Here is a 23,706-nt window from a genome sequence, read left to right on the forward strand (position 1 = left end):
TGATCCGTGTCACAGTTCCTCTTGAACGGGAGTTTGGCCATGGCTTTGAAAGAACTCACCCCGCAGGAGCGTTCCGACGCTTTGGAAAAAGCTGCCAAGGCACGGGCCACCCGCGCCGCAGCCAAGGAGCGGCTCAAGCGGGGTGAGGTCAGCATCGCCGAACTGATCTCATCGGGCTCCTCTGATGAGGCCATCGCGCGGATGCGTGTCATCGAACTGCTTGAGGCACTCCCGGGCATTGGCCCTGTCCGTGCCGCCGCGATCATGGCCGATATCGGTATCGCCGGATCGCGGCGGATCAGGGGCCTGGGAATTCACCAGGCCCGCGCGCTGGTAGATTTTATGGATACCCAACAAAGCGATTGACGCATCTCCCCGAAGGAATCCGTGAGCACGAAACCTGGACTGACTGTCCTTGCAGGCCCAACTGCTGTTGGCAAGGGAACCGTATCCACCTACATCAGGGACAACTATCCAGAGGTTTGGCTGTCAGTATCAGCCACCACCCGCGCGGCCCGGCCCGGTGAGAAGGATGGCGTCCACTACTTCTTCAAGTCCGCCGAGGAGTTCGATTCCCTCATCGCGGACGGTGAATTGCTGGAGTGGGCCGTTGTCCACGGACACAACCGCTACGGCACATTGCGCAGCACCGTCAACGCAGCCATCGCCGAGGGCAAGTCTGTTCTCCTGGAGATCGACCTCCAGGGTGCGCGCCAGGTCAAGGAAGCCGTACCGGATGCCAATTTCGTCTTCCTGGCACCCCCGAGCTGGGACGAAATGGTGCGCCGCCTGGTGGGCCGCGGCACCGAAACTCCCGAAGAACAGCAGCGCAGGCTGGAAACCGCTAAACTGGAACTTGCTGCTGAACCGGAGTTTGACCACACCGTCATCAATGACGACGTTCGCCGGGCAGCGGACGAGCTTGTTTCACTCATGGGGCTTACCCCGCACCAGCGCTAAGCGCTTGCACTTGTCGGCCCGCTAGAATTTGGAGATTTCGTGTCCACGAACCTTGAAGGCATCATCAACCCGCCGATCGATTCGCTGCTTGAGGCTGCCGATTCCAAGTACGGCCTGGTGATTTTCGGCGCCAAGCGTGCCCGTCAGATCAACGCCTACTACGCCCAGCTCCACGAGGGCCTCTTCGAGTACGTCGGCCCCTTGGTCGACACCAAGCTGAACGAGAAGTCGCTCTCCATCGCCCTGCGCGAGATCAACGAAGGCCTCCTGGTCTCCACCCCGATCGAGCCCGCAGAGTAAGACAGACTGCCTGTTGACGGAGGTCACGTGCGCATAGTCCTCGGAGTCGGGGGAGGGATCGCAGCCTACAAGGTTGCATCGCTCCTCCGGCTTTTTACTGAAGCCGGCCACAAGGTCACCGTCATCCCAACGGAGGCAGCTACGCGTTTTGTGGGTGTAGCCACCTGGGAGGCGCTCTCCGGCAATCCCGTCAGCAACAGCGTTTTCGACGACGTCGAGAAGGTGAACCATGTCAGGCTCGGCCACGAGGCCGATCTGATCGTCGTTGCACCGGCTACCGCCGACCTCCTGGCCAAGGCGGCAACGGGACAGGCGGGGGACCTCCTGACGAACACCCTCCTGATGGCGCACGGCCCGGTGCTCTTTGCCCCGGCGATGCACACCGAGATGTGGCAGCACGCGGCCACGCAGGCCAACGTCGAGACCCTGCGCAAGCGGGGTGTCACTGTACTGGAGCCAGCCAGCGGGCGCCTCACCGGAGCGGACTCCGGCCCTGGCAGGCTGCCGGAGCCGGAGGCGATCTTCGCTGCCGCCATGGCGCTTGCAGGCACTGAAGCGTCAGCTGCCGCGCATGTCGGAGCTGGTCCTTTGTCAGGACGGGTCGTCACCATTTCTGCCGGCGGTACCCGCGAAGCGCTTGACCCCGTCCGGTTCCTCGGTAACCGTTCCTCGGGCAAGCAGGGCGCGGCATTGGCTGCCGCCGCCCTCGGGGCCGGTGCCACTGTGAGATTCCTCGCAGCGCACATGGACGTCGAGCCGCCCGCCGGCGTCGAACTGGTCCGCGTCGAGTCGGCCCTGGAACTGCGCGAGGCGGCGCTTCAAGCGGCAGCCGATTCCGACGTCGTCATCATGGCAGCTGCCGTTGCGGACTTCCGCCCCGCGGATGTTTCGGACACCAAAATCAAGAAAGTCGACGGCGAAGATGCGCCTCTGGTGCGCCTGGTGCGCAATCCGGACATCCTCCATGAACTCGTGGAACGGCGCAATGCCACGGGCGGCCGGCAGCTCATCGTAGGTTTTGCCGCTGAGACAGGCGACGCCCAAGGCGATGTCCTGGAGCATGCCACCGCCAAGCTCAAACGCAAGGGCTGTGACCTCCTGGTGGTCAACCAGGTGGGCGTCGGCAGGGTCTTTGGGCAGGATGACAATTCCGTGGTCATCCTCTCCGGCCACGGGGCCGAACCTCAATCGGCTTCCGGATCCAAGGCCGATGTCGCGTCCGCCGTCGTTGACCGCGTCGGCGCGGAACTGGCCAAGGTGTTTCCCGCACCCTAGCTGCCGGCGACGCAAGCCGAAGCAAAGAACACTTAGCATAGGGACACACGGCAAATGCCTCTGCCCCGCAACCCAGTAAGGTGGTCGAGTGACTTTACCGCTTCACCATGAACACCATGGCACCCCGTCCAAGCTCCGGCTCTTCACTTCCGAGTCGGTCACCGAGGGACACCCGGACAAGATCTGCGACCAGATCAGCGACTCCATCCTTGACGCGCTGCTCGCTGCAGACCCCGAGTCACGCGTGGCCGTAGAAACCATGGCCACCACCGGCCTGGTGCACGTAGCGGGCGAGGTCACCACCGACGCGTACGTGGAGATTCCGCAGATTGTCCGCGAGACCATCCTCGGCATCGGCTACGACTCCTCAGCCAATGGCTTCGATGGCGCACGGTGTGGCGTTTCTGTTTCAATCGGCCAGCAGTCCAACGACATCGCCGGGGGCGTGTTCAACTCGCTGGAGGCCCGTGAAGGGCGCCAGGAAGACGACTATGACCTCCAAGGCGCCGGCGACCAAGGCATCATGTTCGGCTACGCAAGTGACGAGACCGCCTCCTACATGCCGACACCCATCTGGCTGGCGCACCGCTTGTCCGAGCGGCTTACCGAGGTCCGCAAGAGCGGCGAACTCGCGTACTTGCGGCCCGACGGCAAGACCCAGGTCACGGTAGGGTACGACGGCGACCGGCCGGTTTCAGTTGAAACGGTGGTCATTTCGAGCCAGCACGCAGAGGACGCGAGCCTGGAGCAGTTGCGTGCCGATCTGGCAAGCCACGTCATCGATCCGGTCCTTGCAGCAGCCAACCTTGACCTCTCGCGTGTGGCGAACATCCTGAACCCTGCCGGTGCCTTCGTGATCGGCGGACCCGTGGGTGACGCCGGACTGACCGGGCGCAAGATCATCGTTGACACCTACGGCGGATTCTCCCGCCACGGCGGCGGTGCCTTCTCCGGCAAGGATCCGTCCAAGGTGGACCGTTCCGCGGCGTACGCCATGCGCTGGGTCGCGAAGAACGTGGTGGCCGCAGGACTTGCCAAGCGCGCCGAAATCCAGATCGCCTACGCGATCGGGCAGGCACGGCCGGTTGGTACCTACGTGGAGACCTTCGGCACGGAGACCGTGGATCCGGCACGCATCAGCGAGGCCATCAACGAGATCTTCGACCTCCGCCCGCGGGCGATCATCGACGCCTTGGACCTCAAACGCCCCATCTACGCCAAGACGGCAGCCCACGGACACTTCGGCCGCGATGAGCCTGACTTCACATGGGAACGCCTTGACCGCGTAGCGGACCTTAAGGAGTTCTTCAACGCCTGACTTCCTGACCGCCGATTGCCTTAATGTCGGTGGCCCGTGATTGGCTTGAGCCAGAGATGCCCGCAGTGGGTCGATCCCGCTGTGGGCATCCTGCGTTTGAGCGGCCGGCGGGCAGAACTGATCACGGGGCAAACTGATCACAGGGCAGAACCGATCACGGGATGGAGGCGGAGTACATGGCGGAACAGGATATGCAGCCGTCCTTGCTTCAGCCCTCGTTACTGCAGGGTTTTCCGGCGAAGCCAGCGGTCAAGGGGCTACCACTCGCAGCAATTGACCCGGTTGCGCGGGTGGTCTTGGAGTCTCCCTTGCCGCACCTGGACCGGACCTTCGACTACGCCGTTCCCATCGAGCTCGAAGGGACGGCCGTCCCCGGCGTGCGGGTCAAGGTGAAGTTCAACGGGCAGGAACTGAATGGCTACATTGCCGAAAGGCGGCAGGCCTCCGACGCCGGGCATGGGCTGATCCCCCTCCACAAGGTGGTGTCACCGGTGGCGGTGATGACTCCGGCCATCAGCCGCCTTGCCGCAGCAGTGGCTGCCCGGTACGCCGGAACCCTCAGCGATGTCCTGCGGACTGCTATTCCGCCACGGGTCGCGAAGGTGGAGAAGGAAGCCCTGGAGAACGCGGAGCAGGATGTCACCGCACCCACCCCGTTAGTGGACGCCAGGACGTGGACCTCCTACACCAACGGGACGCCGTTCCTGCGGCACCTGGCTGCGGGCGGCACACCCAAGGCCGTGCTGACTGCTCTCCAGGGATTCGGCCACGATGCTTGGCCGGCCATGCTGGCCTCGGCGGTAGCAGCTGTCCGCAGTTCCGGCCGGGGCGCCGTGCTGGTAGTTCCAGACTACCGGGACCTGGAGCGCCTGGAAGCGGCGCTGGTGGAGGTCTTGCCCGCCACCGATATTGCACGTTTGACCGCCGACGACGGTCCGACGCCACGCTACCGCAACTTCCTGCGACTCCTGACGGGTCAGGCGGGAGTGGCCATCGGAACCCGCTCGGCCGCCTACGCGCCGGTGCACCATCCCGGGTTGATGGTGTGCTGGGACGATGGCGATGACCTGCACATCGATCAACGGGCACCGTACGCCCACACACGCGAGATCCTGCTGCTGCGCTCGGAACAGGAAGATACCGCCTGCTTGCTTGCTTCGCATAGCCGCAGCACCGAGTTGCAACGGCTCGTGGAGCTACAGTGGGCAGTGCCCATCGAGGCCCCGCGGGGAGCCATCCGCGCCACGGCGCCACGGGTCCTGAACACAGCGGACAGCTTCGAACAGGAGCGCGACCCCTTGGCACGCGTTGCACGCCTCCCCGGGGCGGCCTGGAAAGCCGCGAAGGAAGGCTTGGAACGGGGCCCGGTCTTGGTGCAGGTGGCCCGGGCAGGGTACGCTCCCTCACTGGTGTGCCAAACGTGCCGCGAGCCTGCCCGTTGCAATGCTTGCCAAGGCCCGTTGGCAACATCCAGCGGCTCCGCCCTGCCTGCGTGCCGTTGGTGTTCAACGCCGGCTCCGCAGTGGCGTTGTGCGCACTGCAATGGCGTCCACCTGCGGCGCGGTGCCACCGGGGTCATCCGGACCGCCGAAGAACTTGGCAGGGCCTTTCCCGGGCACGCAGTCATTACCTCATCCGGTGAGCACATCAAGGCAACCGTGCCGGGGTCGCCCGCCTTGGTTGTGGCCACCGTGGGTGCCGAACCGGTAGCCCCGGAGGGTTACGCAGCGGCGTTGCTCCTGGACGGTAATTCCCTGCTGCGCCGGGAAAACCTGCGGTCCGGCGAGGACACGGTTCGCCGCTGGTTCAACGCGGCGGCCCTGGTGCGTCCCGCGGGCCAAGGAGGACTGGTAGTCATCACCGCTGACGACACCACGGCCACAGGGGCCCTGCTTCGCTGGGATGCTGCGGGATACGCATCCCGTGAACTTGCCCTGAGGAAAGAACTGCAGTTGCCTCCGGCGGTGCGGGTGGCTTCCGTCACCGGCCCCCGGACAGACGTTGTGTCCTTTTCGGAAACACTGGCCGCCGCGCTCAAGGGGGCAACAGATACCCTGCGGAGCGTTGGTCCTGCGCCGGTGCAGCTGCACGGCACCGGCGCAGCGGAGCCCGACGCGGATGTCCGCACGCTTTTCTTCATCCCGTATGGTGAAGCTGCCGCAGTCACCCAGGCAATGCGCGCGGTCAAGGCCGCCAACGCAGCCAAGCGCCTGCACGGGCCCGTCCAGTTGCGGCTTGACGGAGTGGATGTCCTCTAGGGCCTGGATGAGCCTGAGGGAAGCGTCATGATTTCCGCGCCGGTCTCTGTAATGGCGATGGTGTGCTCTGTGTGGGCCGTCAGGCAACCTGTGGCGCTCCGGAGGGTCCAGCCGTCGGCATCGGTCACGAGTTTCGCCGTGTCCTGCATGACCCACGGCTCAAGGGCCAGCAGCAATCCCGGACGGAGCTCGTAGCCACGTCCCGGCCTGCCGGTGTTGGGAACGTGGGGGTCCTGGTGCATGGTTGATCCGATGCCGTGCCCGCCAAACTCGACGTTCACGGGGTAGCCGGCGTCTTTGAGGACCGAGCCGATCGCGTAGGACAGATCGCCGATCCGCGCGCCGGGGACGGCTGCGGCAATGCCTGCTGCGAGGGCACGTTCTGTCGCTTCGATCATGGCCAGGCTTTCGGGACGCGCCGGGGCGCCAACCACGAAGCTGATGGCCGCGTCTGCTGCGATTCCGTCTTTGGTGACCGCGAGGTCCAAAGAAAGGAGGTCGCCGTCGGCAAGCGCGTAGTCGTGGGGCAGGCCGTGGAGCACTGCGTCATTGACGCCGGTGCAGATGTAGTGGCCAAAGGGACCCCGGCCAAACGAGGGGGCGTAGTCGACGTAGCAGGATTCGGCTCCGGCCTCGACGATCATGTCCTTGGTCCAGCGGTCGATGTCCAGCAGGTTGGTGCCAACCGTGGCCCGGCTCTTGAGGGCCTGGAGGATGTCGGCCACCAGTGCGCCGGTGACTTTCGCTTTGGCCACTTCGGAGGGGCTCAGGATTTCAATCATTGGTGGTCTTTCGCTTTGGGGCATTGCGTTTGCGCAGGGTGATGGCTTCCTCCGCCGCGGCAAGCAACTGCCGTGCGGATTCGTCCCAGTTGAAGTCAGCTGCCCGCTCCACGGAACGGCGCGACCGCTGTTGCCACAGGACCTGGTCATCCAGGGCGGCAACGGCGGCGGCAAAGTCAGCGGGGGACCCGGGATCCACGTAGCTGACGGCGTCAGCACCCACTTCCCGAAAGATAGGGATGTCGCTTGCCACCACCGGTGTTCCCAACGCCATCGCTTCCACCAGCGGCAGTCCGTAGCCTTCGGCACGGGACAAACTGATCAGTGCCGTGGCCCTGCGCAGGAGCTCTTCGTATTCGGCGTCCGTGACCCCGTTGTGGAACTCCACCTTGGCGCCGTCCGGCATCAGTGCTTCCAGTTCCGCCCTGCGCTGGGAAGTGATGCGGCTGAGCAGGTGCAGGGTGTAGTCGGGGAGACCGGCCATGCCGCGGATCATGGTCTCCACGTTCTTGTACGGCATGAACGAGCCCATGTAGAGCAGGGACTTGTCCGCACCCTCTGCCGGATCCCGCGGCGTCTGTCCCGGCTGCGGGGCGTTGCCGACAATCCGGACAGGGCGTCGCGTGAGCCGGTACTTCGCCATGAGCGCCTCGGTGGTCCGGCTGATGGTGGCCACCACTTCGGCCCTGTCCAGCAGCACGCGCTGCGGCCAGAAGGCCTTGTGGTAGAGCCTCCACAGCAGGCGGACCGGCGCCGGAAGGAAGCCCGGGGGAGCAGGGTGCTCATAGTAGATGAGGTCGTGGAGGGTCAGGATCAGGCTGTACTGCCGACCCCACGAGCCCATGGTCTGCATGGGGCACACCACAATGTCGGCGCCCAGTGGATTGACTTTCCGTGCAACGAACAGCTCCAAGGGAGAGAGCGGGCTGTTCACCATGACCCACGGAACATCGGGCAACAGCGCAAGCTGCCTTTTGTCATTGATGAGCATGGTCACGTCGGCGATCTTCGCGGTCGCCGCGATGAGGCTTGAGCCGTAGCGGCTGATGCCGTCGTGGTGGTCTGTCCTGGTAAAGCGGGCGTCAATGACGATTTTCACGCGGGATGTTCCTCCAGGAAGGTTCGGATGGACGCAGCTGCCGGTTCGGGCGTTTCGTAGTGGATCAGGTGCCCGACGCCGGGAATCACTTCCAGCGTCCCGTCCGGGAGGCGTTCCAGCAGTTTGTGCTGGCTGGGCAAAGTGGCGATCTCGTCCTTTTCACCGGCGACCAGCAGCACAGGGAGGTTGAGCTGTTCAGCCACGTCCGCGACGTTGCCTGAGACGGAGGCCTTGAACGATTCCAAAAGGCTGTTCCGATCGGCAAAGGCGCTGAAGTAGGCGTCGTGTTGGCCGTGGATGAAGCGCCGCAGCTGCTTGTCCTTGGTCTTGGCCATGGTGATGCTCATGATCCGGACGATCGCGCGGTTCCGGAGGATGGCAAGGCCAAGGATCCGGGGAAGTTTGGCCGAGATCTGGTAGTAGAAGACCGCCAGCTTGGTCATGACGCCCTTGGGTCCCTCCAAGGCCGGCGCGGCTATGGGATTAATCAGCACCAGGGGAGTCACCGCGCCCGGATGGCTTGCCACGAAATGGCTTGCCACGATCGATCCGAAGGAATGGCCAAGGAGGACGGTTTGCGGTCCCAGATCCAGGGCGGCCATGAAGCCTTCAATGAAGCGACCGTAACGCTCCACGCTGTGCTCGTCGTCGACGAATGGCTCGGAGCTGCCGAAGGCGGGGAGGTCCGGCATGATGATCCGCATCTCCGGGAGCAGGTCGGCCACCCGCAACAAGCCGTGGTGGTCGCCCCGGAAGCCATGGATGACCAGGATGGTACGTGTCGTGTCGGTTGCCTTGACGGGCTGGTACGTCCAGTACGCCACCGTGCTGCCATCGACGTCCACATCGGACGCGGCCGTGCGGGCTGCCAAGGACTTGCTGAAGAACTCGACGGGGGCCTGTGCACCCCCCATGGGATGCGCGGTGTCCACTTTTTCCATTCAGTAATTCCTAATTCACGTTGTCCGGATGCGAGCCCGTCCGGTGATGGCGTTCCAGGCCCGCCATGCCGTCCAGGTCCCCGCTGTCCAGTTCGAAATCGAAGACGTTGAAGTTCTCCTTGATGCGTCCGGCCGTGCTGGCTTTGGGTATGACCAGGTTCCCCAGCTGCAGGTGCCAGCGAAGGATGACCTGAGCGGGAGTCCTCTTGTACTTCTCCGCCAGGGCAACGATTGCCGGATCCCCGAGGACCTGCCCGCGGCCCAAGGGGCTCCAGGCCTCGGTCCGGATGCCGAGCTGACTGTGCAGGGTCCTGAGCCGGGCCTGCTGCAGCCAGGGATGCAGTTCCACCTGGTTCACGGCGGGGACCACTTCGGCGGATTGCATAAGTTGTTCAAGATGGTCGGGCTGGAAGTTCGACACGCCAATGGCCCGGACCTTGCCCTCACGGTAGAGGGTCTCCAAGGCCTTGTAGGTCTCAGCGAACAGTCCACGCGCCGGGCAGGGCCAGTGGATGAGGTACAGATCCACGTAGTCCAGGCCCAAGTTGGCCATGGAGGTGTCGAAGGCGCGGAGCGTCGCGTCGTAGCCATGGTGGTCGTTCCAGACCTTGGTGGTGACGAAAACGTCCTCGCGGGTCAGCGCGTGGACGGATTCACCGGATCCGCCCGTGCCCAGGTTGGCGTCCCGCGCGTCGCCGATGGCCCCGCCGATTGCCCGGCCCACGCCGACTTCGTTGCCGTACATGGCCGCGGTGTCGAAGCGCCGGTACCCTTCCCCCAGTGCAGTACTGACCAATGCGTCGGCATCAGCCGGGGGGACCTTGTACAGGCCATAGCCCATCTGGTCCATCATGACGCCGTTGTTCAGGCTCAGCCGTGCCGGGAATCTCATAGCAACGACTCTACCCATTCCGGGGCGGATTGCCTTAGGAGTGGCCAGTGAAACTCACCAGCCTCCGCGCAGATGCTTCGTCGAGGATCAGGTCCGTTGCCAGCCCGGCAGCCAACGCGCCCTGGAGCCCATTGATCTTCGAAGCACCGGAGACCACGCAGATCCGGCGCCTGACCTGGCGCAGTTGTTCGTGGCTGGGGCCGGTGGACCGTTCGTTCAAGGTGATGCCGTCCGAGGATCCGTCGCTGCGGAAGAAGACCGTGGCAACGTCGCCCACCACGTCGTCCTCTGCCAGTGCCGCCAGGTCCTGTTCATCGAGGTACCCGCCGGCGTAGACGTGGCTGGGGTAGTCGGAGTCCACGGAGCCCACGCCGAAGATGGCGATGCTCATGCGGGCCTGCACATCGAGGATCCGCTGCACGCTGCGCTCATTCCACATAGCTGTCTTGGTGGCGGCGTGGTCGAAGAACGCCGGAACGGGGAACTGCTCCACCCGTGCACCATAGGCGCTTCCGAACCGCCGCATGATGTCGCTGGCGTAGGTAATGCCGGTGGTCTGCATGTTTCCGGCCCCATTCAACTGCACCACGATGCTGTCGTGCGTCACCTTGCGGGTAAGGTGCCGGCTGACCGCGCTCAAGGTCGCTCCCCAGGCCACGCCGATGATGGCGTTCGAGTCCACCAGGGGGCCGATGGTCCGGGCTGCCTGCATCGCAACTCGGTCAAGTGTCTCGGCTTCGTTCAGCGTGTCCAGCACCGGAACCACGTGCACGTCCACTCCGAAGCGGTCGCGGATCTGGCTTTCCAGTTCGGGCGCCGTATCAAAAGGGCTCTTGATCTGGACCTGTACCAGGCCGGTTTCCCGGGCCGAGGACAACAGCCGGGAAACCGTTGAACGCGAGGTCCTCAACTCACGGGCGATCGCGTCCATGGTCAGGTCCTGGAGGTAGTACATCTGTGCGGCCCTCAGTGCGTCCGAATGGCGTGATCGTCCCATCTCATTTCCTTGCTGCACGTTTGTGCAAATAGCTTGACTCCATTTTCCACCTTCGCCAGATTAGTGGTGAAAGGTGCAGCGGCGGGGAGCGCCACGCACGAACCAAGCCCAAGGGAGCAGTTTTGGGAAACAGGATTTCCGGTACCTCGTCCGAGGCGCATCGGCGTGAATCGGCAGCGGCCTTAAAGGAGCGCCCCTCAGCCCAGGTACTCATCATCGGTGGCGGTATCAACGGAGTGGGAACGTTCCGGGATCTGGCACTGCAGGGGGTGGACGTGGCACTCGTCGAACGCGGAGACTACTGCCAGGGGGCCAGCGGCGCGTCGTCGCACATGATCCACGGTGGTATCCGCTACCTGGAAAACGGCGAGTTCCGCCTGGTGAAGGAATCCGTGGTGGAACGCAACCGCCTGCTGCGGATCGCACCCCACTACGTCAAGCCGCTCCAGACCACCATCCCGATCTTCAGCACCTTCTCCGGCATTCTCTCTGCCCCAGTGCGCTTCCTGACCCACAAACAGGGTAAGCCGAAGGAACGCGGCGCTTTCCTCATCAAGCTCGGTCTGAGCATTTACGATTTCTTCTCCCGCGATGGCGGCAGTGTTCCGAAGCACCAGTTCCTTGGCCGCGACAAAGCCCTGGCCGAGTTGCCGCGACTGCACCAGGGCATCAAGTACACCGCCACCTACTTCGACGCTTCCGTGCACAACCCGGAGAGGCTCACGCTGGATGTCCTCCAGGATGGCGAGAAGGCAGGACACGCGGCAGGGGGCAGCGCCCGTGCCAGCAACTATGTTTCACTGGTCTCCATGGGGGCCAACGGGGTGCGGCTTCGCGATGAACTGACCGGTGGAGAATTCGATTTCCAGGCAGACGTCATCGTCAACACCACTGGTGCGTGGGTGGATCTCACCAACCAGGCCATGGGTGCTGCCAGCACGTTCATGGGCGGCACCAAGGGATCGCACATCGTCCTGGACCACCCGGAACTCCTCGCCGCCTGCAACGGCAGGGAAATCTTCTTCGAACACACCGATGGCCGCATCGTCCTCATCTACCCCATGGGCGACCGCGTGCTGGTGGGAACCACTGACGTCGACGCGGACATGTCCCAGGATGCGGTGTGCACCGAAGAAGAGGTGGACTACTTCTTCGACTTGGTGGGCCACGTCTTTCCCACCATCGCCGTGGACCGCAAACACATCGTCTACAGCTTCTCCGGCGTCCGTCCCCTCCCGCGGCATGACGCCACCCAGCCCGGCTTCGTCTCCCGGGACTACCGGATCGAACGCTCGGTCCGCACGGGCGAAGGCGCGGCCGCGACGCCAGGCGGCAAGGCCGCCGTCGTACTGAGCCTGGTGGGCGGCAAGTGGACCACTTTCCGTGCGCTTGCCGAACACATGACCAACGATGTCCTGCGGGAACTCGGCAAAGAACGCAAGGTCTCGACGGCGAAACTCCCCATCGGTGGTGGCGCGGACTTCCCCGTGACCGCCCAAGGCGAACAGGAATGGATCAAGGAGCACATGGGACCGGGCCTGGACGCGAGCCGCGTCGAAGGGCTCTTGACCCGCTACGGCACCCGCGCCGGGGAAGTCATCGCGTTCCTGCAGGCCGGCGAAGACGCCCCACTGCGGTCCACCCGCGAACTCAGCGTCAGGGAACTGGAATTCATGGCACTGAACGAGCAGGTAGGGCACTTGGTTGACGTGCTGATCCGCCGCACCTCGCTCGCTTTCCGCGGCCTGGTCACCGGCGAACTGCTCAACGAGATTGCCGAGGCGCTTGCTGGTCCCCTCGGTTGGGACGCGACGAAACGGCAGGCGGAAGTCCGCCTCGCGCAAGAGGTCCTGCACCGTTACCACAAGGTCAACGTGCACAGCCTGGTGGACTGAAACCCACCACCGGAACGGCACCGGCGACGGTGCCGTTCCAACAGCCCCTTCCACCCGCGAGGGGGCTGATAACAGAAGAATGAGGAGTCAAAGATGTCTCTTGGAATTGTTTTCCTTTCCGAAGTATTCGGAACCATGATGCTGACCCTTCTGGGTTGCGGCGTTGTGGCCAACGTTGCGCTCAAAGGCACCAAGGGCAACAACGCTGGATTCTTGATGGTGACCTGGGGCTGGGGAATTGCGGTCTTCGCGGGCGTCTTTGTGGCCGCAAAGTCCGGTGCCCATCTCAACCCCGCCGTCACCCTGGGCCTGCTCGTCAAGGGCAGCAAGGAATACGCCCCCGACGTGGCAGTCACGTTTGGATCCACACTGACCTACTTCGGCGGCGAACTCCTGGGCGCATTCCTTGGTGCCGTGGTGTGCTGGCTCGCTTACAAGCAGCACTTCGACGCCGAGCCCCTTCCGGCCAACAAGCTGGGCACCTTCTCCACCGGCCCCGCAATCCGGTCCACCCCGTGGAACCTGATCACCGAAATCATCGGCACCTTCGTGCTGGTCTTCGTGATCCTGACCTTCGGCGGTACGCCTTCGGGCCTTGGACCATTGGCCGTGGCCCTGCTCGTTGTCGGCATTGGCGTTTCGCTCGGCGGACCCACAGGCTACGCCATCAACCCCGCACGTGACCTGGGCCCGCGCATTGCGCACGCTGTCCTCCCCATCCAGGGCAAGGGTTCCAGCGACTGGGCCTATTCCTGGATTCCGGTAGTGGGACCCCTTGTTGGTGGCGCCCTCGCAGGCCTCGTGGCCATCTGGGTTCCGGACATCATGCCCGCCGTCGCCGGCTGATCCCTTTCCATACTGCCAATAACCAACCACCCAACCACAGACAAGGACGTCACCATGAACCAATACGTCATCGCCATTGACCAGGGCACCACAAGTTCCCGCGCCATCGTGTTCGACCACGCGGGAACCATCGTTTCCACGGGCCAGATGGAACACGAGCAGATATTCCCGCAGGCAGGATGGGTGGAGCACAACCCGGCCGAAATCTGGGACAACACCCGCGAGGTCATTGCCTCAGCCCTCTCCAAGGCGAACCTGACCCGGCACGATATTGCCGCCGTCGGAATCACCAACCAGCGCGAGACCGCGGTGGTTTGGGACAAGAACACCGGCGAGGCCGTGTACAACGCGATCGTCTGGCAGGACACCCGTACCCAGCCGATCGTGGACGAACTGGCCAAGGACGGGGGAGTGGAGCGGTTCAAACAGAAGGTAGGCCTGCCGCTGGCCACGTACTTCTCCGGGACCAAGATCAAATGGATCCTGGACAACGTCGAAGGAGCCCGGGAGAAGGCCGAAGCGGGAGACCTCCTCTTCGGAAACACCGACGCCTGGGTGCTGTGGAACCTCACCGGCGGGACCGACGGCGGCGTGCACGTTACCGATGTCACCAACGCCTCGCGCACACTGTTCATGGACCTGGAGTCGCTTCAGTGGGACCAGGAAATCCTGGACATCTTTGGGGTTCCTGCGTCCATGATGCCGGCCATCAAGTCCTCCTCCGAGGTCTACGGCCAGGTCCATACGTCCCAGTTGCTCCGGGAAACCCCGGTTGCCGGCATCCTGGGCGACCAACAGGCAGCCACGTTCGGCCAGGCGGCTTTCCAGCCCGGTGAAGCGAAGAACACCTACGGCACCGGATGCTTCCTGATCTTCAACACCGGCGAGGAGATCGTCCACTCGAAGAACGGTTTGCTGACCACGCTCGGCTACAAGCTCGGAGACCAGAAACCGCACTACGCGCTGGAAGGGTCCATTGCCGTCACAGGCTCGCTCATCCAGTGGCTCCGCGACAACCTCGGCATGATCAGTTCGGCCCCGCAGGTGGAAGAACTCGCCGCCGCGGTGGAGGATAACGGTGGCGTGTACATCGTGCCCGCCTTCTCCGGCCTCTTCGCCCCGTACTGGCGTGCCGACGCCCGCGGCGCGATCGTGGGGCTCACCCGGTACGCCAACAAGGGCCACATCGCCCGGGCAGCCCTGGAAGCCACCGCCTTCCAGACCCGTGAGGTACTTGACGCTGTCAACGCGGACTCCGGCGTGCCGCTCACCGAACTGAAGGTCGACGGCGGCATGGTCGCCAACGATGCCCTCATGCAGTTCCAGGCGGACATCCTGGGCGTGCCCGTGGTTCGGCCGAAGGTCATTGAAACCACCGCCCTCGGTGCGGCCTACGCCGCTGGCCTGGCGGTGGGATTCTGGAACGACCTCGGCGAGCTCAGTGCCAACTGGGGCGAGGACAAGCGCTGGGAACCGCAACTGGATACGGCAGAGCAGGAGCGGCAGTTGCGGTTGTGGAAGAAGGCCGTGACCAAATCGATGGATTGGGTGGACGAGGACGTGAAGTAGTCTGACCTGACGTTGATGGCAGCCGCGCCTGCCCCGCCCGCTTCGCGGTGCCCACCACACCCGGGCGAGGCGCGGCTGCCATCAACTCACCAGTCCGTCCTCAACGCCTTCTTTGGAGACTGGAGAATTTAAACGTGCGCTATTGTAGATCTATGCGTGCGAACCTTCTGCTTAGTTAGCCGCCCGGCAATCTTCGCCGTGCGGCCGCCCCTCCATTGTCGAGGGGCTTTTGTGTGTCCGGGGGTTTGTGCTCCCGGGATCGTGCGACAACAGCAGAAGGTAATTCCGCCATCGAGAACAGAAGAGGGCAGCAGTGAGCGTTCAGCCGGAGACAGAAACCGGAACAGCACAGGCAACGGCAGCCGGAGCACCCGAAGAGGGCGTCTACAGCTTCGCGACCATGGAAGCCAAATGGCCGCAGGTCTGGGACGACCTCAAGGTGTTCACCCCCGTAGACGACGGTTCGCGGGAGCGCCGCTATGTGCTGGACATGTTCCCCTACCCTTCCGGCGACCTCCACATGGGCCACGCCGAGGCTTTCGCCATGGGCGACGTCGTGGCACGCTACCTCCGGCAGAAGGGCTACGATGTCCTGCACCCGATCGGCTGGGACTCCTTCGGCCTGCCCGCTGAGAACGCAGCCATCAAGCGCAATGCCCATCCCAGCGAGTGGACCTACGCCAACATTGATACGCAGGCCGCGTCCTTCAGGCGCTATGCCATTTCCGCGGACTGGTCCCGCCGCCTGCACACCTCCGATCCCGAGTACTACCGCTGGACGCAGTGGCTGTTCAAGCGGTTCTACGAGCGTGGCCTGGCCTACCGCAAGGACTCACCCGTCAACTGGTGCCCCAAGGACCTCACCGTCCTGGCCAACGAACAGGTGGTCAACGGTGCCTGCGAACGATGCGGCACTCCCGTCACCAAGAAGTCGCTGAACCAGTGGTACTTCAAGATCACGGACTATGCCGATCGCCTGCTCGAAGACATGGACCAGTTGCAGGGCCACTGGCCCGAACGGGTCCTTGCCATGCAGCGGAACTGGATCGGCCGCTCGGAAGGCGCCCACGTCCGCTTCGTCATTGAAGCCGAAGGAAGCCGCCCGGAACGCGAAGTCACGGTCTTCACCACCCGGCCGGATACCCTGTACGGCGCAACTTTCTTTGTTGTCGCAGCAGACGCCCACCTGGCACTGGACCTGGTCACCCCGGAACAGCACGACGAACTCATGGCGTACCGCGAAAAGGTCAAGGCGCTCTCGGAAATCGAGCGCCAGTCCACAGAGCGGGAAAAGACTGGTGTCTTCACTGGCCGCTACGCCATTAACCCGCTCAACGGCGAAAAGCTCCCAGTATGGGCGGCGGACTACGTCCTGGCCGACTACGGGACGGGCGCCATCATGGCTGTTCCGGCACACGACCAGCGCGACCTCGATTTCGCCAAGGCCTTCAACCTGCCTGTCCGTGCCGTACTGAACACGGGCGAGGACGATCCTGCGGAATCCGGCGTAGCCACCGCAGGCGAAGGCACCCTGCAGAACTCCGGTGCGCTGGATGGACTCAGTAAGGCAGAGGCCATCCCGGCTGCCATCGATATCCTGGAAAAGCAGGGTACCGGTGAGAAGTTCGTCAACTTCCGCCTCCGTGACTGGCTGCTGAGCCGCCAGCGGTTCTGGGGCACGCCGATTCCGATCATCCACTGCGGCGAATGCGGCGAAGTGCCGGTACCGGACGATCAACTGCCCGTCAGGTTGCCGGAGGACTTGCGTGGTGAGGCCTTGGCCCCCAAGGGCACATCACCGCTGGCCGCCGCCGTCGAATGGGTCAACGTCGAGTGCCCCAACTGTGGCCGCGCCGCGCAGCGCGACACGGACACCATGGACACGTTCGTGGATTCGTCCTGGTACTTCCTGCGTTTCGTCTCGCCGAACTTCACCGAAGGTCCGTTCGACCCCGCGAAGATCAACGACTGGATGCCGGTGGGTCAGTATGTGGGCGGCGTGGAGCACGCCATCCTGCACTTGCTGTACGCCCGTTTCTTCACCAAGGTCATCAAGGACATCGGCCTGATCGAAGCCAACGAGCCCTTCAGCGCCCTGCTCAACCAGGGCCAGGTGCTCAACGGCGGGAAGGCCATGAGCAAGTCCCTGGGCAACGGCGTGGACCTCGGCGAACAGTTGGACAAGTTCGGTGTGGACGCTGTCCGCCTGACCATGGTCTTTGCTTCTCCGCCGGAGGACGACGTTGACTGGGCTGACGTTTCGCCCGCCGGGTCCGGCAAGTTCCTGGCCCGTGCATGGCGCCTTGGCCAGGACGTCACCAGCGAACCCGGCACCGATCCGGCCACGGGCGACCGCGCCTTGCGGACCGTGACCCACAAGACCATTGCCGACGCCGCGGAACTGCTGGACAACAACAAGTTCAATGTGGTTGTCGCGCGCCTCATGGAGTTGGTCAACGCAACGCGCAAGACCATCGACTCCGGCGCTGGTGGAGCCGATCCCGCGGTCCGGGAGGCCGTTGAGGCCGTTGCCGTGATCCTCAGCCTCTTCGCTCCGTACACTGCGGAGGATCTGTGGAACGCCCTTGGCCACCCTGCCTCCGTGGCCAATGCAGGTTGGCCCGCACACGACGACTCCCTGCTGGTCCAGGAAACCGTCACTGCCGTTGTCCAGGTGCAGGGGAAAGTCCGTGACCGCCTGGAAGTCTCCCCGGACATCAGCGAAGACGAACTGCGTGAACGCGCGCTGGCATCGGAGAACGTCCAGCGCGCCATGGACGGCCGTGGCATCCGCACCGTCATCGTGCGGGCACCTAAACTGGTGAACATCGTTCCCGCCTAGCGGGGATTGTGCGGCCGCCGGCACTGTGCCGGCGGCCGGCCATCATCTTTGGAGGTTGCGTGCCTGAGCGAGAACCACCAGCGTGGATGTGGCTCAAGGAAAGAGTGGCGCGGCTCCGGCAACCAGCGGCACCGGTTCCTGTCGCTGAAGAGCCACTGGCCGCCGTCGTCAGGACTGCCGTGGTCACCGATTCGGCAGCCGCGTTGCCCGCCGACTGGGTTTCCGCCTTTGCGGCCGACGGTCGTTTGGCTGTTGTTCCCATGCCCGTGATGGTGGGAAACGAAATTTACGGTGAGGGTGAAGACGACATCACCCAGACGTTGTCGTTGGCACTTGCCTCTGGCGCCTCGGTAAAGACCTCGCGGCCATCGCCCGGCCAATTCGAGCAGGCGTATCTGGCAGCCCAACGTCATGGATTTGAGGCAGTAGTCTCCATCCACATCTCATCCGAACTGTCCGGAACCGCCGATGCGGCCCGCCTGGCTGCGGCCCGCGTGACCATACCCGTGGAAATCGTTGATTCCCGGACAGTAGGAATGGCGCAGGGGATGGGTGTTCAGAGCGCGGTGGTTGCCGCGGCCGACGGCCGGGGAGCTGCCGAGGTCCGGGAATTCGCCGTGGAGCGCATGGACCGCACCAAGGTCTACTTCTACGTCCCCAGCCTTGAGCAGCTTCGCCGCGGCGGCCGCATCGGTGCCGCCGCTTCGCTCCTTGGAACGGTGCTTTCCATCAAGCCGATCCTCGCCGTCGACGGCGGCAAGATCGTACCGCTGGAAAAGGTCCGGTCCGCCGTGCGGGCCATCGCCCGCTTGGAAGAGATCGTTGCCGCCGACGTAGCGTCCCGCGCGGCCGGACAAGCGCGATTGGCTGTTCACCACTTCGGGAATCCAGCCGAGGCAGAGTCACTTGCCTCCCGGCTGGCCGAAAAGTGTCCCGGTTCTCCGCTTGCCCAGATCAGTTCCCTCCCTGCTGTCCTTGCCGCACACGCCGGTTTGGGTGTACTGGCCGTCATCGTGGGAGAAAGCAGCACGCCGGGCAATTGACGGCTTTATCCACATAGTTCCGGTGGGCAACAGCGCCCGTTCGGAGCCGGCCATAGGCTCAATTCATGCCACGCCGGACCCTGGACGCCTCGTCCGATGCCGCAACCGCGGCGTTCAGGCGGCGGCTGTCACGGCATGTCCGGCCCGCTGTGCTGGCTGAACCGCTGCTGGCGCATGCGGAGGAGGAGCAGGACTCCGACGGTGGTGATGGTGCCGCGGTGCCGACGGCCGTCCCCTCCCGTTTCCGGTGGCGGAGCCCCCGCGCCGTGGTGTTCGTGGTCGCTGCGGCCGCCGTAGTGGCGGCAGTTTGCTATGTCTGGCAAACCGGACAGGACCAACCATCGATCGAACCGCTCAGCCCTGCTGCAACCGCCGAGGCAGCAGTTCCCGGTGGGGATGCCGGACAAGACCCGGTGCCCGGTGAGACGGTGGTCATCCACGTCGCCGGTGCCGTGCAAAAACCCGGAGTGGTCTCCTTGCCGGAGGGCAGCAGGGTTTTCCAGGCCATTGACGCGGCCGGGGGTGCGGCCCAGGATGCCCGTCTTGACGGACTGAACCTGGCGGAAGTGGTGGCTGACGGGGCCAAGATCGTGGTTCCGCGCGCCGGGGATACGCCCGTCCCGCCTCCGGGGCAGGAACAGCCTGAACCCTCCGTCGGAGGTGCCGCCGTGCCGGGAAGTTCGGCGAAGATCAACATCAACACCGCCAGTGTCGAGGAGCTCGGCACGTTGCCCCGCGTAGGACCCGTCATGGCGCAACGCATCGCGGACTGGCGAAAGGATCACGGCCCCTTCACCTCCGTCGAGGAATTGGACGCGATCGACGGCATCGGCCCCAAACTCATGGAATCGCTCAAGGGCCTTGTGACGGTGCAGGGTGGTTGAGTCCGACGGCGGAACCCCGGCCAGGCGGCTGGACGTGCGCCTCGTCCCAGCAGCCCTCGCAGCCTGGGCGGCTGCCTTGGCGGGAACGTTGGCTCCCCAGCCGTGGCCCGCCACGATCTGCGTTTTGTTGGTACTGGGTGCTTTGGGGTTGATGGTATCCGGACGGAAACGCCGACGCGTGGGGAAGCGGGCACGGACCGCGTCGTCAACCCTCGCGCTGGCCTGCGTGGCCGGTGCCGCCGTGGCCCTGCACTGTGCCCTGGACACGGCCGGGCGGGAGCAGGGTCCGCTTGCCTCCGCTGCCGCCCGGAGTGATGGAGTGGTCATCACCATCCGCGTAACCGGTCCTCCGGCGGCACTGTCGGTTCCAGGGCATTCCGGGGAAAGCCGCTGGTCCGTCCCGGCACAAGTGGAACACTTCACGTCCCAGGGCAACACCGTGACAGAATCGGCCGCGGTGTTGGTCATCGGTGGGGAGGCCTGGGGGCGCGTGCAGCCGGGACAATCGCTGAGAACCACAGGAACCCTCCGGAAGGGCAAGCAGGGCCAGCCCGAAGCCGCTGTCCTGGCCGCGTCAACGCCGCCCGTGCTGGTGGCTGCTTTCTACGATCCCCAACAAACCGCGGCCCGCGCCCGGGAGCAATTCCGCAAAGCATCGGCTTGGTTGCCCGCCGACGCGGCAGGCCTGCTGCCGGGAATGGTTACCGGCGACACCTCCGCGTTGCCCGAGAGCCTCGAAGCGGCCATGAAAACTACGGGCATGACCCACCTGACCGCGGTGAGCGGCGCAAATTGCAGCCTGGTCCTGGGTGGATTCATCCTGCTTGCACGGACCTTCCGCCTCCCGCGGCCCCTTTCCGCCATCAGCGGAGCTGCCGGTCTGGCGGCCTTCGTGGTCCTGGTAGGACCGGATCCGAGCGTCTTGCGCGCGGCGGTCATGGGCACGGTGGGGCTGGCCGCCCTCACCGCGGGGCGTCGTGGCAGGTCACTATCCTTCCTCTGCATTGCGAGCACCTCGCTCCTGCTGCTTGACCCCGCCCTGTCTGTGTCTTTTGGTTTCCTGCTCTCCGTCCTGGCCACCCTCGGTATCGTGCTGCTCGCCGGCCGACTGGCGTCGTGGTTTCCGGCATGGGTTCCCTCGTGGTTGGCCACGGGGATCGCCGTTCCACTGTCCGCGCAGATCCTGTGTGGACCCGCCATCGTTGCGCTGCAGCCCCAATTCTCGCCCTACTCACTCGCGGCCAATGTGCTGGCCGGGCCGCTGGTAGCTCCTGTCACCATCCTCGGAACCGTGTCTGTGCCGTTGGCTTCGGTGTCCTGGCTGGCTGTCGTTCCCGTGGCCGTGGCCGGGACCAGCGCCGGAATGGTGGCAGCAGTGGCACGGTTTTTCGCTTCCCTGCCAGGTGCTGCGATGCCATGGGCGGAGGGGCCGGTGGGGATCGCTTCAATGCTTGCCTTCTCCGCCCTTGCCGTCTTGGCAACGTGGAGCCTGCTCCATCCGGCGGGCTTCCTCGTCGCGGTGCTGACCCTCCACAGCAAGACCATGAAGGCCATGGAACACCTGGAGCGACGTGCCCCACGCCGGGCTGCGCTGCGGGGTGCCGGTCGACGCGATCAGCGCCAACGCCGCAGACATGGCAGACTAAAACCCTGCGCAAACCCGTCCGGAAGGAACCACCAGTGGCTGCTGCCCAAAACACCCGGGCCAAGAACATCCCGGCCAACAACGCCGGGTGGCGCGACGCGACGCCTGCCCCCGTAGTGCTGGTCACAGGACCTGAAGAGTACTTGGGAATCCGTGCGATGGACCGCATCAGGTCCCTGGTCCGCTCCGCAACCCCAGATGTTGAACTGACCCGGCTCAACGCGGGATCCTACGAGGGCGGCTCCCTGGCCATGACGGTGACCCCGTCGCTTTTTGGTGAAGGAAAACTCGTAGAAGTCGAAGGCCTCGAGTCGATGAACGACGCTTTCCTTGCTGACGCCATGAAGTACCTTCCGCATCCGGAGGACGACGTGGTCCTTGTCCTGCGGCACGCGGGGGGAGTCCGGGGCAAGAAGCTGCTCGACGCAGTCAAGGCCGCAGGGTGGCCCGTGATCGACTGCCAGCCCCTCAAGAAGGATGCAGACAAGACGGCCTTCGTCGTGGCGGAGTTCAAAGCAGGCGGCCGGCGGATCGAGGGCGAGGCGGTCCAGGCCCTCGTCAACGCGGTAGGAGCCAACCTTTCGGAGCTTGCTGCGGCATGCAACCAACTCATCGCCGACGCCACCACGGCCGTCACCGCGGAAACCGTGGACAGATACTACGGTGGTCGGGTCGAGGCCACGGCGTTCAAAGTCGCGGACGCGGCCATGGCGGGTAATGGTCCGTTGGCCCTGTCCACCCTGCGGCATGCGGTATCCACCGGAGTTGATCCCGTTCCGTTGGTGGCGGCACTGGCGGCCAAACTGCGGACCATCGCCAAAGTGGCGGGCGCCAAGGGGTCCTCAGCCACCATCGCGAAGAACCTGGGCATGCAGCCCTGGCTCGTGGAGCAGGCGCAGCGGGATGTCCGCCGTTGGACTCCCGAGGGGCTCATCCGTTCCATCCAGGTCATTGCCGAAGCCGATGCCCAGGTCAAGGGTGAGTCGAGGGATCCTGTCTATGCCGTGGAGCATGCAGTCACAGTCATCTCGACGTCGGCGCAGCGCAAATGAGGGGCCGGGCTTAAAGGCCAGGAGGCCGGCACCCGTGGGTGCCGGCCTCCTGTTCAGCTCAGTCGAACTGGAAAAACCTTAGAGTGCGTTGACCTTCTTGGAGATCGCCGACTTGCGGTTAGCAGCGTTGTTCTTGTGAATAACGCCCTTGCTGACAGCCTTGTCCAGCTTACGGCTGGCAGCAGCAAGTGCAGTTCCAGCAGCATCCTTGTCAGCAGACGCAACGGCGGTGTTGACGGCGCGGATGGCCGTCTTCAGCTCGGACTTGACTGCGTTGTTGCGCAGGCGAGCCTTCTCGTTGGTGAGGATGCGCTTCTTCTGGGACTTGATATTAGCCACGTATGAACTCTCTTTTTAATGCGGAAATGGTCTAGAGGGTTGTCAGGTTGGCCATCGACTGAGCGGCGTGGGGATGCCTATGGCAGCCAACCATGTGTGGCCGTCGACCTGCACGGACACACAGCTATAAAGAATAGCAGAAAGACGGGCGACTTGCGGAACAGGCCTCAGTTCCTGGTGGACTGCCCGTGCAGGGCCCGTGCTACCTCACCAAAGGCGGCTTTTCCGAGCACCGCTCCTTCGCGCCGGACGGCGCCCGGATCCAGCCGGATGACGCGGTCCACTTTGACTTCGCTGGGGCGGCCTTGGCGGTCCCAAGGGCCTGCGCCGATGTCCACGTAATCGTCCGCCCGCATCCCGTTGTCGTGGTCCTTGGACGTCAGCATCAGTCCGAGAAGCCACTTTTCGTCACGTCCCACCAGCAGCACGGGCCGGTCCTTGCCCTGTGTGTGGTCCTCCTCGTAGGGCACCCAGCTCCATACGATCTCGCCCGGATCGGGCTTCCCGTCCGGTTTGGGGGAGTAGCGCGGTGTGACCCGGCCATGGTAGTCGCCGGGATAAGCGCCTGACCCGTTGGCGACGGCGTTTGGCCGGCTCTGCTGCCCCGTGGACACACGCCGCTGTGGGGTACCGCTGCGGGGAGCGGCTTTGGTGCCGGCACCTCCCAACGCCTTGAGGGAACGGAGGATGAAGGTGCCGAGGGGTCGCAAGTCCAAAGCCATGGGATAAAGCTACCCCTTGACCACAGCGTGCGGCGGACCGGAATGTA

21 protein-coding genes are annotated in these 23,706 nt (G+C 64.4%); 14 read left to right on the plus strand and 7 right to left on the minus strand.

Features of this window, described 5'->3' with window-relative positions; genetic code table 11:
- The first annotated feature begins 39 nt into the window (after positions 1–39).
- From mihF to ACH488_RS00850, 6 genes are all read left to right on the plus strand, one after another.
- Positions 40–366 (plus strand): integration host factor, actinobacterial type, encoded by a 327-nt coding sequence (mihF, locus tag ACH488_RS00825; RefSeq protein WP_397321653.1) that lies wholly within the window; start codon positions 40–42, stop codon positions 364–366.
- Between the two features lie 21 nt (positions 367–387).
- A complete protein-coding gene (gene gmk / locus ACH488_RS00830; RefSeq protein WP_397321654.1) occupies positions 388–960 on the plus strand; it encodes a guanylate kinase in 573 nt (190 codons plus the stop codon).
- Between the two features lie 39 nt (positions 961–999).
- Positions 1,000–1,260 (plus strand): DNA-directed RNA polymerase subunit omega, encoded by a 261-nt coding sequence (gene rpoZ, locus ACH488_RS00835; protein ID WP_017197559.1) that lies wholly within the window; start codon positions 1,000–1,002, stop codon positions 1,258–1,260.
- 27 nt (positions 1,261–1,287) lie between these two features.
- On the plus strand, positions 1,288–2,535 hold the full coding sequence (coaBC, locus tag ACH488_RS00840; RefSeq protein ID WP_397321655.1) for a bifunctional phosphopantothenoylcysteine decarboxylase/phosphopantothenate--cysteine ligase CoaBC: 1,248 nt from the start codon (positions 1,288–1,290) through the stop codon (positions 2,533–2,535).
- A gap of 88 nt (positions 2,536–2,623) precedes the next feature.
- Positions 2,624–3,853, plus strand: coding sequence for a methionine adenosyltransferase (gene metK / locus ACH488_RS00845; protein WP_397321656.1), 1,230 nt, complete (start codon positions 2,624–2,626; stop codon positions 3,851–3,853).
- 176 nt (positions 3,854–4,029) lie between these two features.
- Positions 4,030–6,111, plus strand: a complete 2,082-nt coding sequence (locus ACH488_RS00850) for a primosomal protein N' (RefSeq protein WP_397321657.1) — start codon at positions 4,030–4,032, stop codon at positions 6,109–6,111.
- On the opposite strand, the gene map is transcribed toward ACH488_RS00850, so the two are convergent.
- Genes map through ACH488_RS00875 form a run of 5 tightly spaced genes read right to left on the minus strand, consistent with a single transcriptional unit; the run spans position 6,108 to position 10,822 of the window.
- The gene (gene map, locus ACH488_RS00855; protein WP_397321658.1) at positions 6,108–6,893 is read right to left on the minus strand and encodes a type I methionyl aminopeptidase; all 786 of its coding nucleotides are present in this window, start codon (positions 6,891–6,893) and stop codon (positions 6,108–6,110) included. The two genes, ACH488_RS00850 and map, sit on opposite strands and share 4 nt — an antisense overlap.
- On the minus strand, positions 6,886–7,992 hold the full coding sequence (locus tag ACH488_RS00860) for a glycosyltransferase family 4 protein (RefSeq protein ID WP_397321659.1): 1,107 nt from the start codon (positions 7,990–7,992) through the stop codon (positions 6,886–6,888). Before ACH488_RS00860 ends, map begins: the two co-directional genes overlap by 8 nt.
- Positions 7,989–8,933, minus strand: a complete 945-nt coding sequence (locus ACH488_RS00865; protein WP_397321660.1) for an alpha/beta fold hydrolase — start codon at positions 8,931–8,933, stop codon at positions 7,989–7,991. Before ACH488_RS00865 ends, ACH488_RS00860 begins: the two co-directional genes overlap by 4 nt.
- A gap of 10 nt (positions 8,934–8,943) precedes the next feature.
- Complete coding sequence (locus ACH488_RS00870) at positions 8,944–9,825, minus strand: aldo/keto reductase (protein WP_397321661.1); 882 nt, start codon at positions 9,823–9,825, stop codon at positions 8,944–8,946.
- A gap of 34 nt (positions 9,826–9,859) precedes the next feature.
- Positions 9,860–10,822 carry a sugar-binding transcriptional regulator gene (locus tag ACH488_RS00875; protein ID WP_397321662.1) on the minus strand — a complete coding sequence of 321 codons (963 nt, stop codon included), beginning with the start codon at positions 10,820–10,822 and terminating at the stop codon, positions 9,860–9,862.
- A gap of 122 nt (positions 10,823–10,944) precedes the next feature.
- On the opposite strand from ACH488_RS00875, the gene ACH488_RS00880 reads away from it, so the two are divergent.
- From ACH488_RS00880 to holA, 8 genes are all read left to right on the plus strand, one after another.
- Positions 10,945–12,717: a glycerol-3-phosphate dehydrogenase/oxidase gene (locus ACH488_RS00880; RefSeq protein ID WP_397321663.1), complete on the plus strand. Its 1,773-nt coding sequence runs from the start codon at positions 10,945–10,947 to the stop codon at positions 12,715–12,717.
- Between the two features lie 93 nt (positions 12,718–12,810).
- A complete protein-coding gene (locus ACH488_RS00885; protein WP_397321664.1) occupies positions 12,811–13,563 on the plus strand; it encodes an MIP/aquaporin family protein in 753 nt (250 codons plus the stop codon).
- 54 nt (positions 13,564–13,617) lie between these two features.
- Positions 13,618–15,132, plus strand: coding sequence for a glycerol kinase GlpK (gene glpK, locus ACH488_RS00890; protein ID WP_397321665.1), 1,515 nt, complete (start codon positions 13,618–13,620; stop codon positions 15,130–15,132).
- A 313-nt stretch (positions 15,133–15,445) separates the two neighbouring features.
- Entirely contained in the window at positions 15,446–17,974 is a 2,529-nt protein-coding gene (gene leuS, locus ACH488_RS00895) for a leucine--tRNA ligase (RefSeq protein WP_397321666.1), read from the plus strand.
- Between the two features lie 8 nt (positions 17,975–17,982).
- Positions 17,983–19,017: a DegV family protein gene (locus ACH488_RS00900; protein ID WP_397321667.1), complete on the plus strand. Its 1,035-nt coding sequence runs from the start codon at positions 17,983–17,985 to the stop codon at positions 19,015–19,017.
- A 65-nt stretch (positions 19,018–19,082) separates the two neighbouring features.
- Positions 19,083–19,901 (plus strand): helix-hairpin-helix domain-containing protein, encoded by an 819-nt coding sequence (locus ACH488_RS00905; RefSeq protein ID WP_397321668.1) that lies wholly within the window; start codon positions 19,083–19,085, stop codon positions 19,899–19,901.
- Entirely contained in the window at positions 19,894–21,663 is a 1,770-nt protein-coding gene (locus ACH488_RS00910; RefSeq protein ID WP_397321669.1) for a ComEC/Rec2 family competence protein, read from the plus strand. Before ACH488_RS00905 ends, ACH488_RS00910 begins: the two co-directional genes overlap by 8 nt.
- The gene (holA, locus tag ACH488_RS00915) at positions 21,582–22,598 is read left to right on the plus strand and encodes a DNA polymerase III subunit delta (protein ID WP_397321670.1); all 1,017 of its coding nucleotides are present in this window, start codon (positions 21,582–21,584) and stop codon (positions 22,596–22,598) included. Before ACH488_RS00910 ends, holA begins: the two co-directional genes overlap by 82 nt.
- Positions 22,599–22,676: 78 nt before the next feature.
- Here holA and rpsT read toward each other — a convergent pair whose 3' ends face one another.
- Together rpsT and ACH488_RS00925 are read right to left on the minus strand one after the other, a co-directional pair.
- Positions 22,677–22,937 carry a 30S ribosomal protein S20 gene (gene rpsT / locus ACH488_RS00920; protein ID WP_347107561.1) on the minus strand — a complete coding sequence of 87 codons (261 nt, stop codon included), beginning with the start codon at positions 22,935–22,937 and terminating at the stop codon, positions 22,677–22,679.
- Positions 22,938–23,104: 167 nt separating this feature from the next.
- Positions 23,105–23,659, minus strand: a complete 555-nt coding sequence (locus tag ACH488_RS00925) for a type II toxin-antitoxin system PemK/MazF family toxin (RefSeq protein ID WP_397321671.1) — start codon at positions 23,657–23,659, stop codon at positions 23,105–23,107.
- Positions 23,660–23,706 lie beyond the last annotated feature (47 nt).

Origin of the sequence: Paenarthrobacter sp. NPDC018779 (genome assembly GCF_044391085.1) — a bacterium.
In the GTDB taxonomy this organism is placed as follows: domain Bacteria; phylum Actinomycetota; class Actinomycetes; order Actinomycetales; family Micrococcaceae; genus Arthrobacter.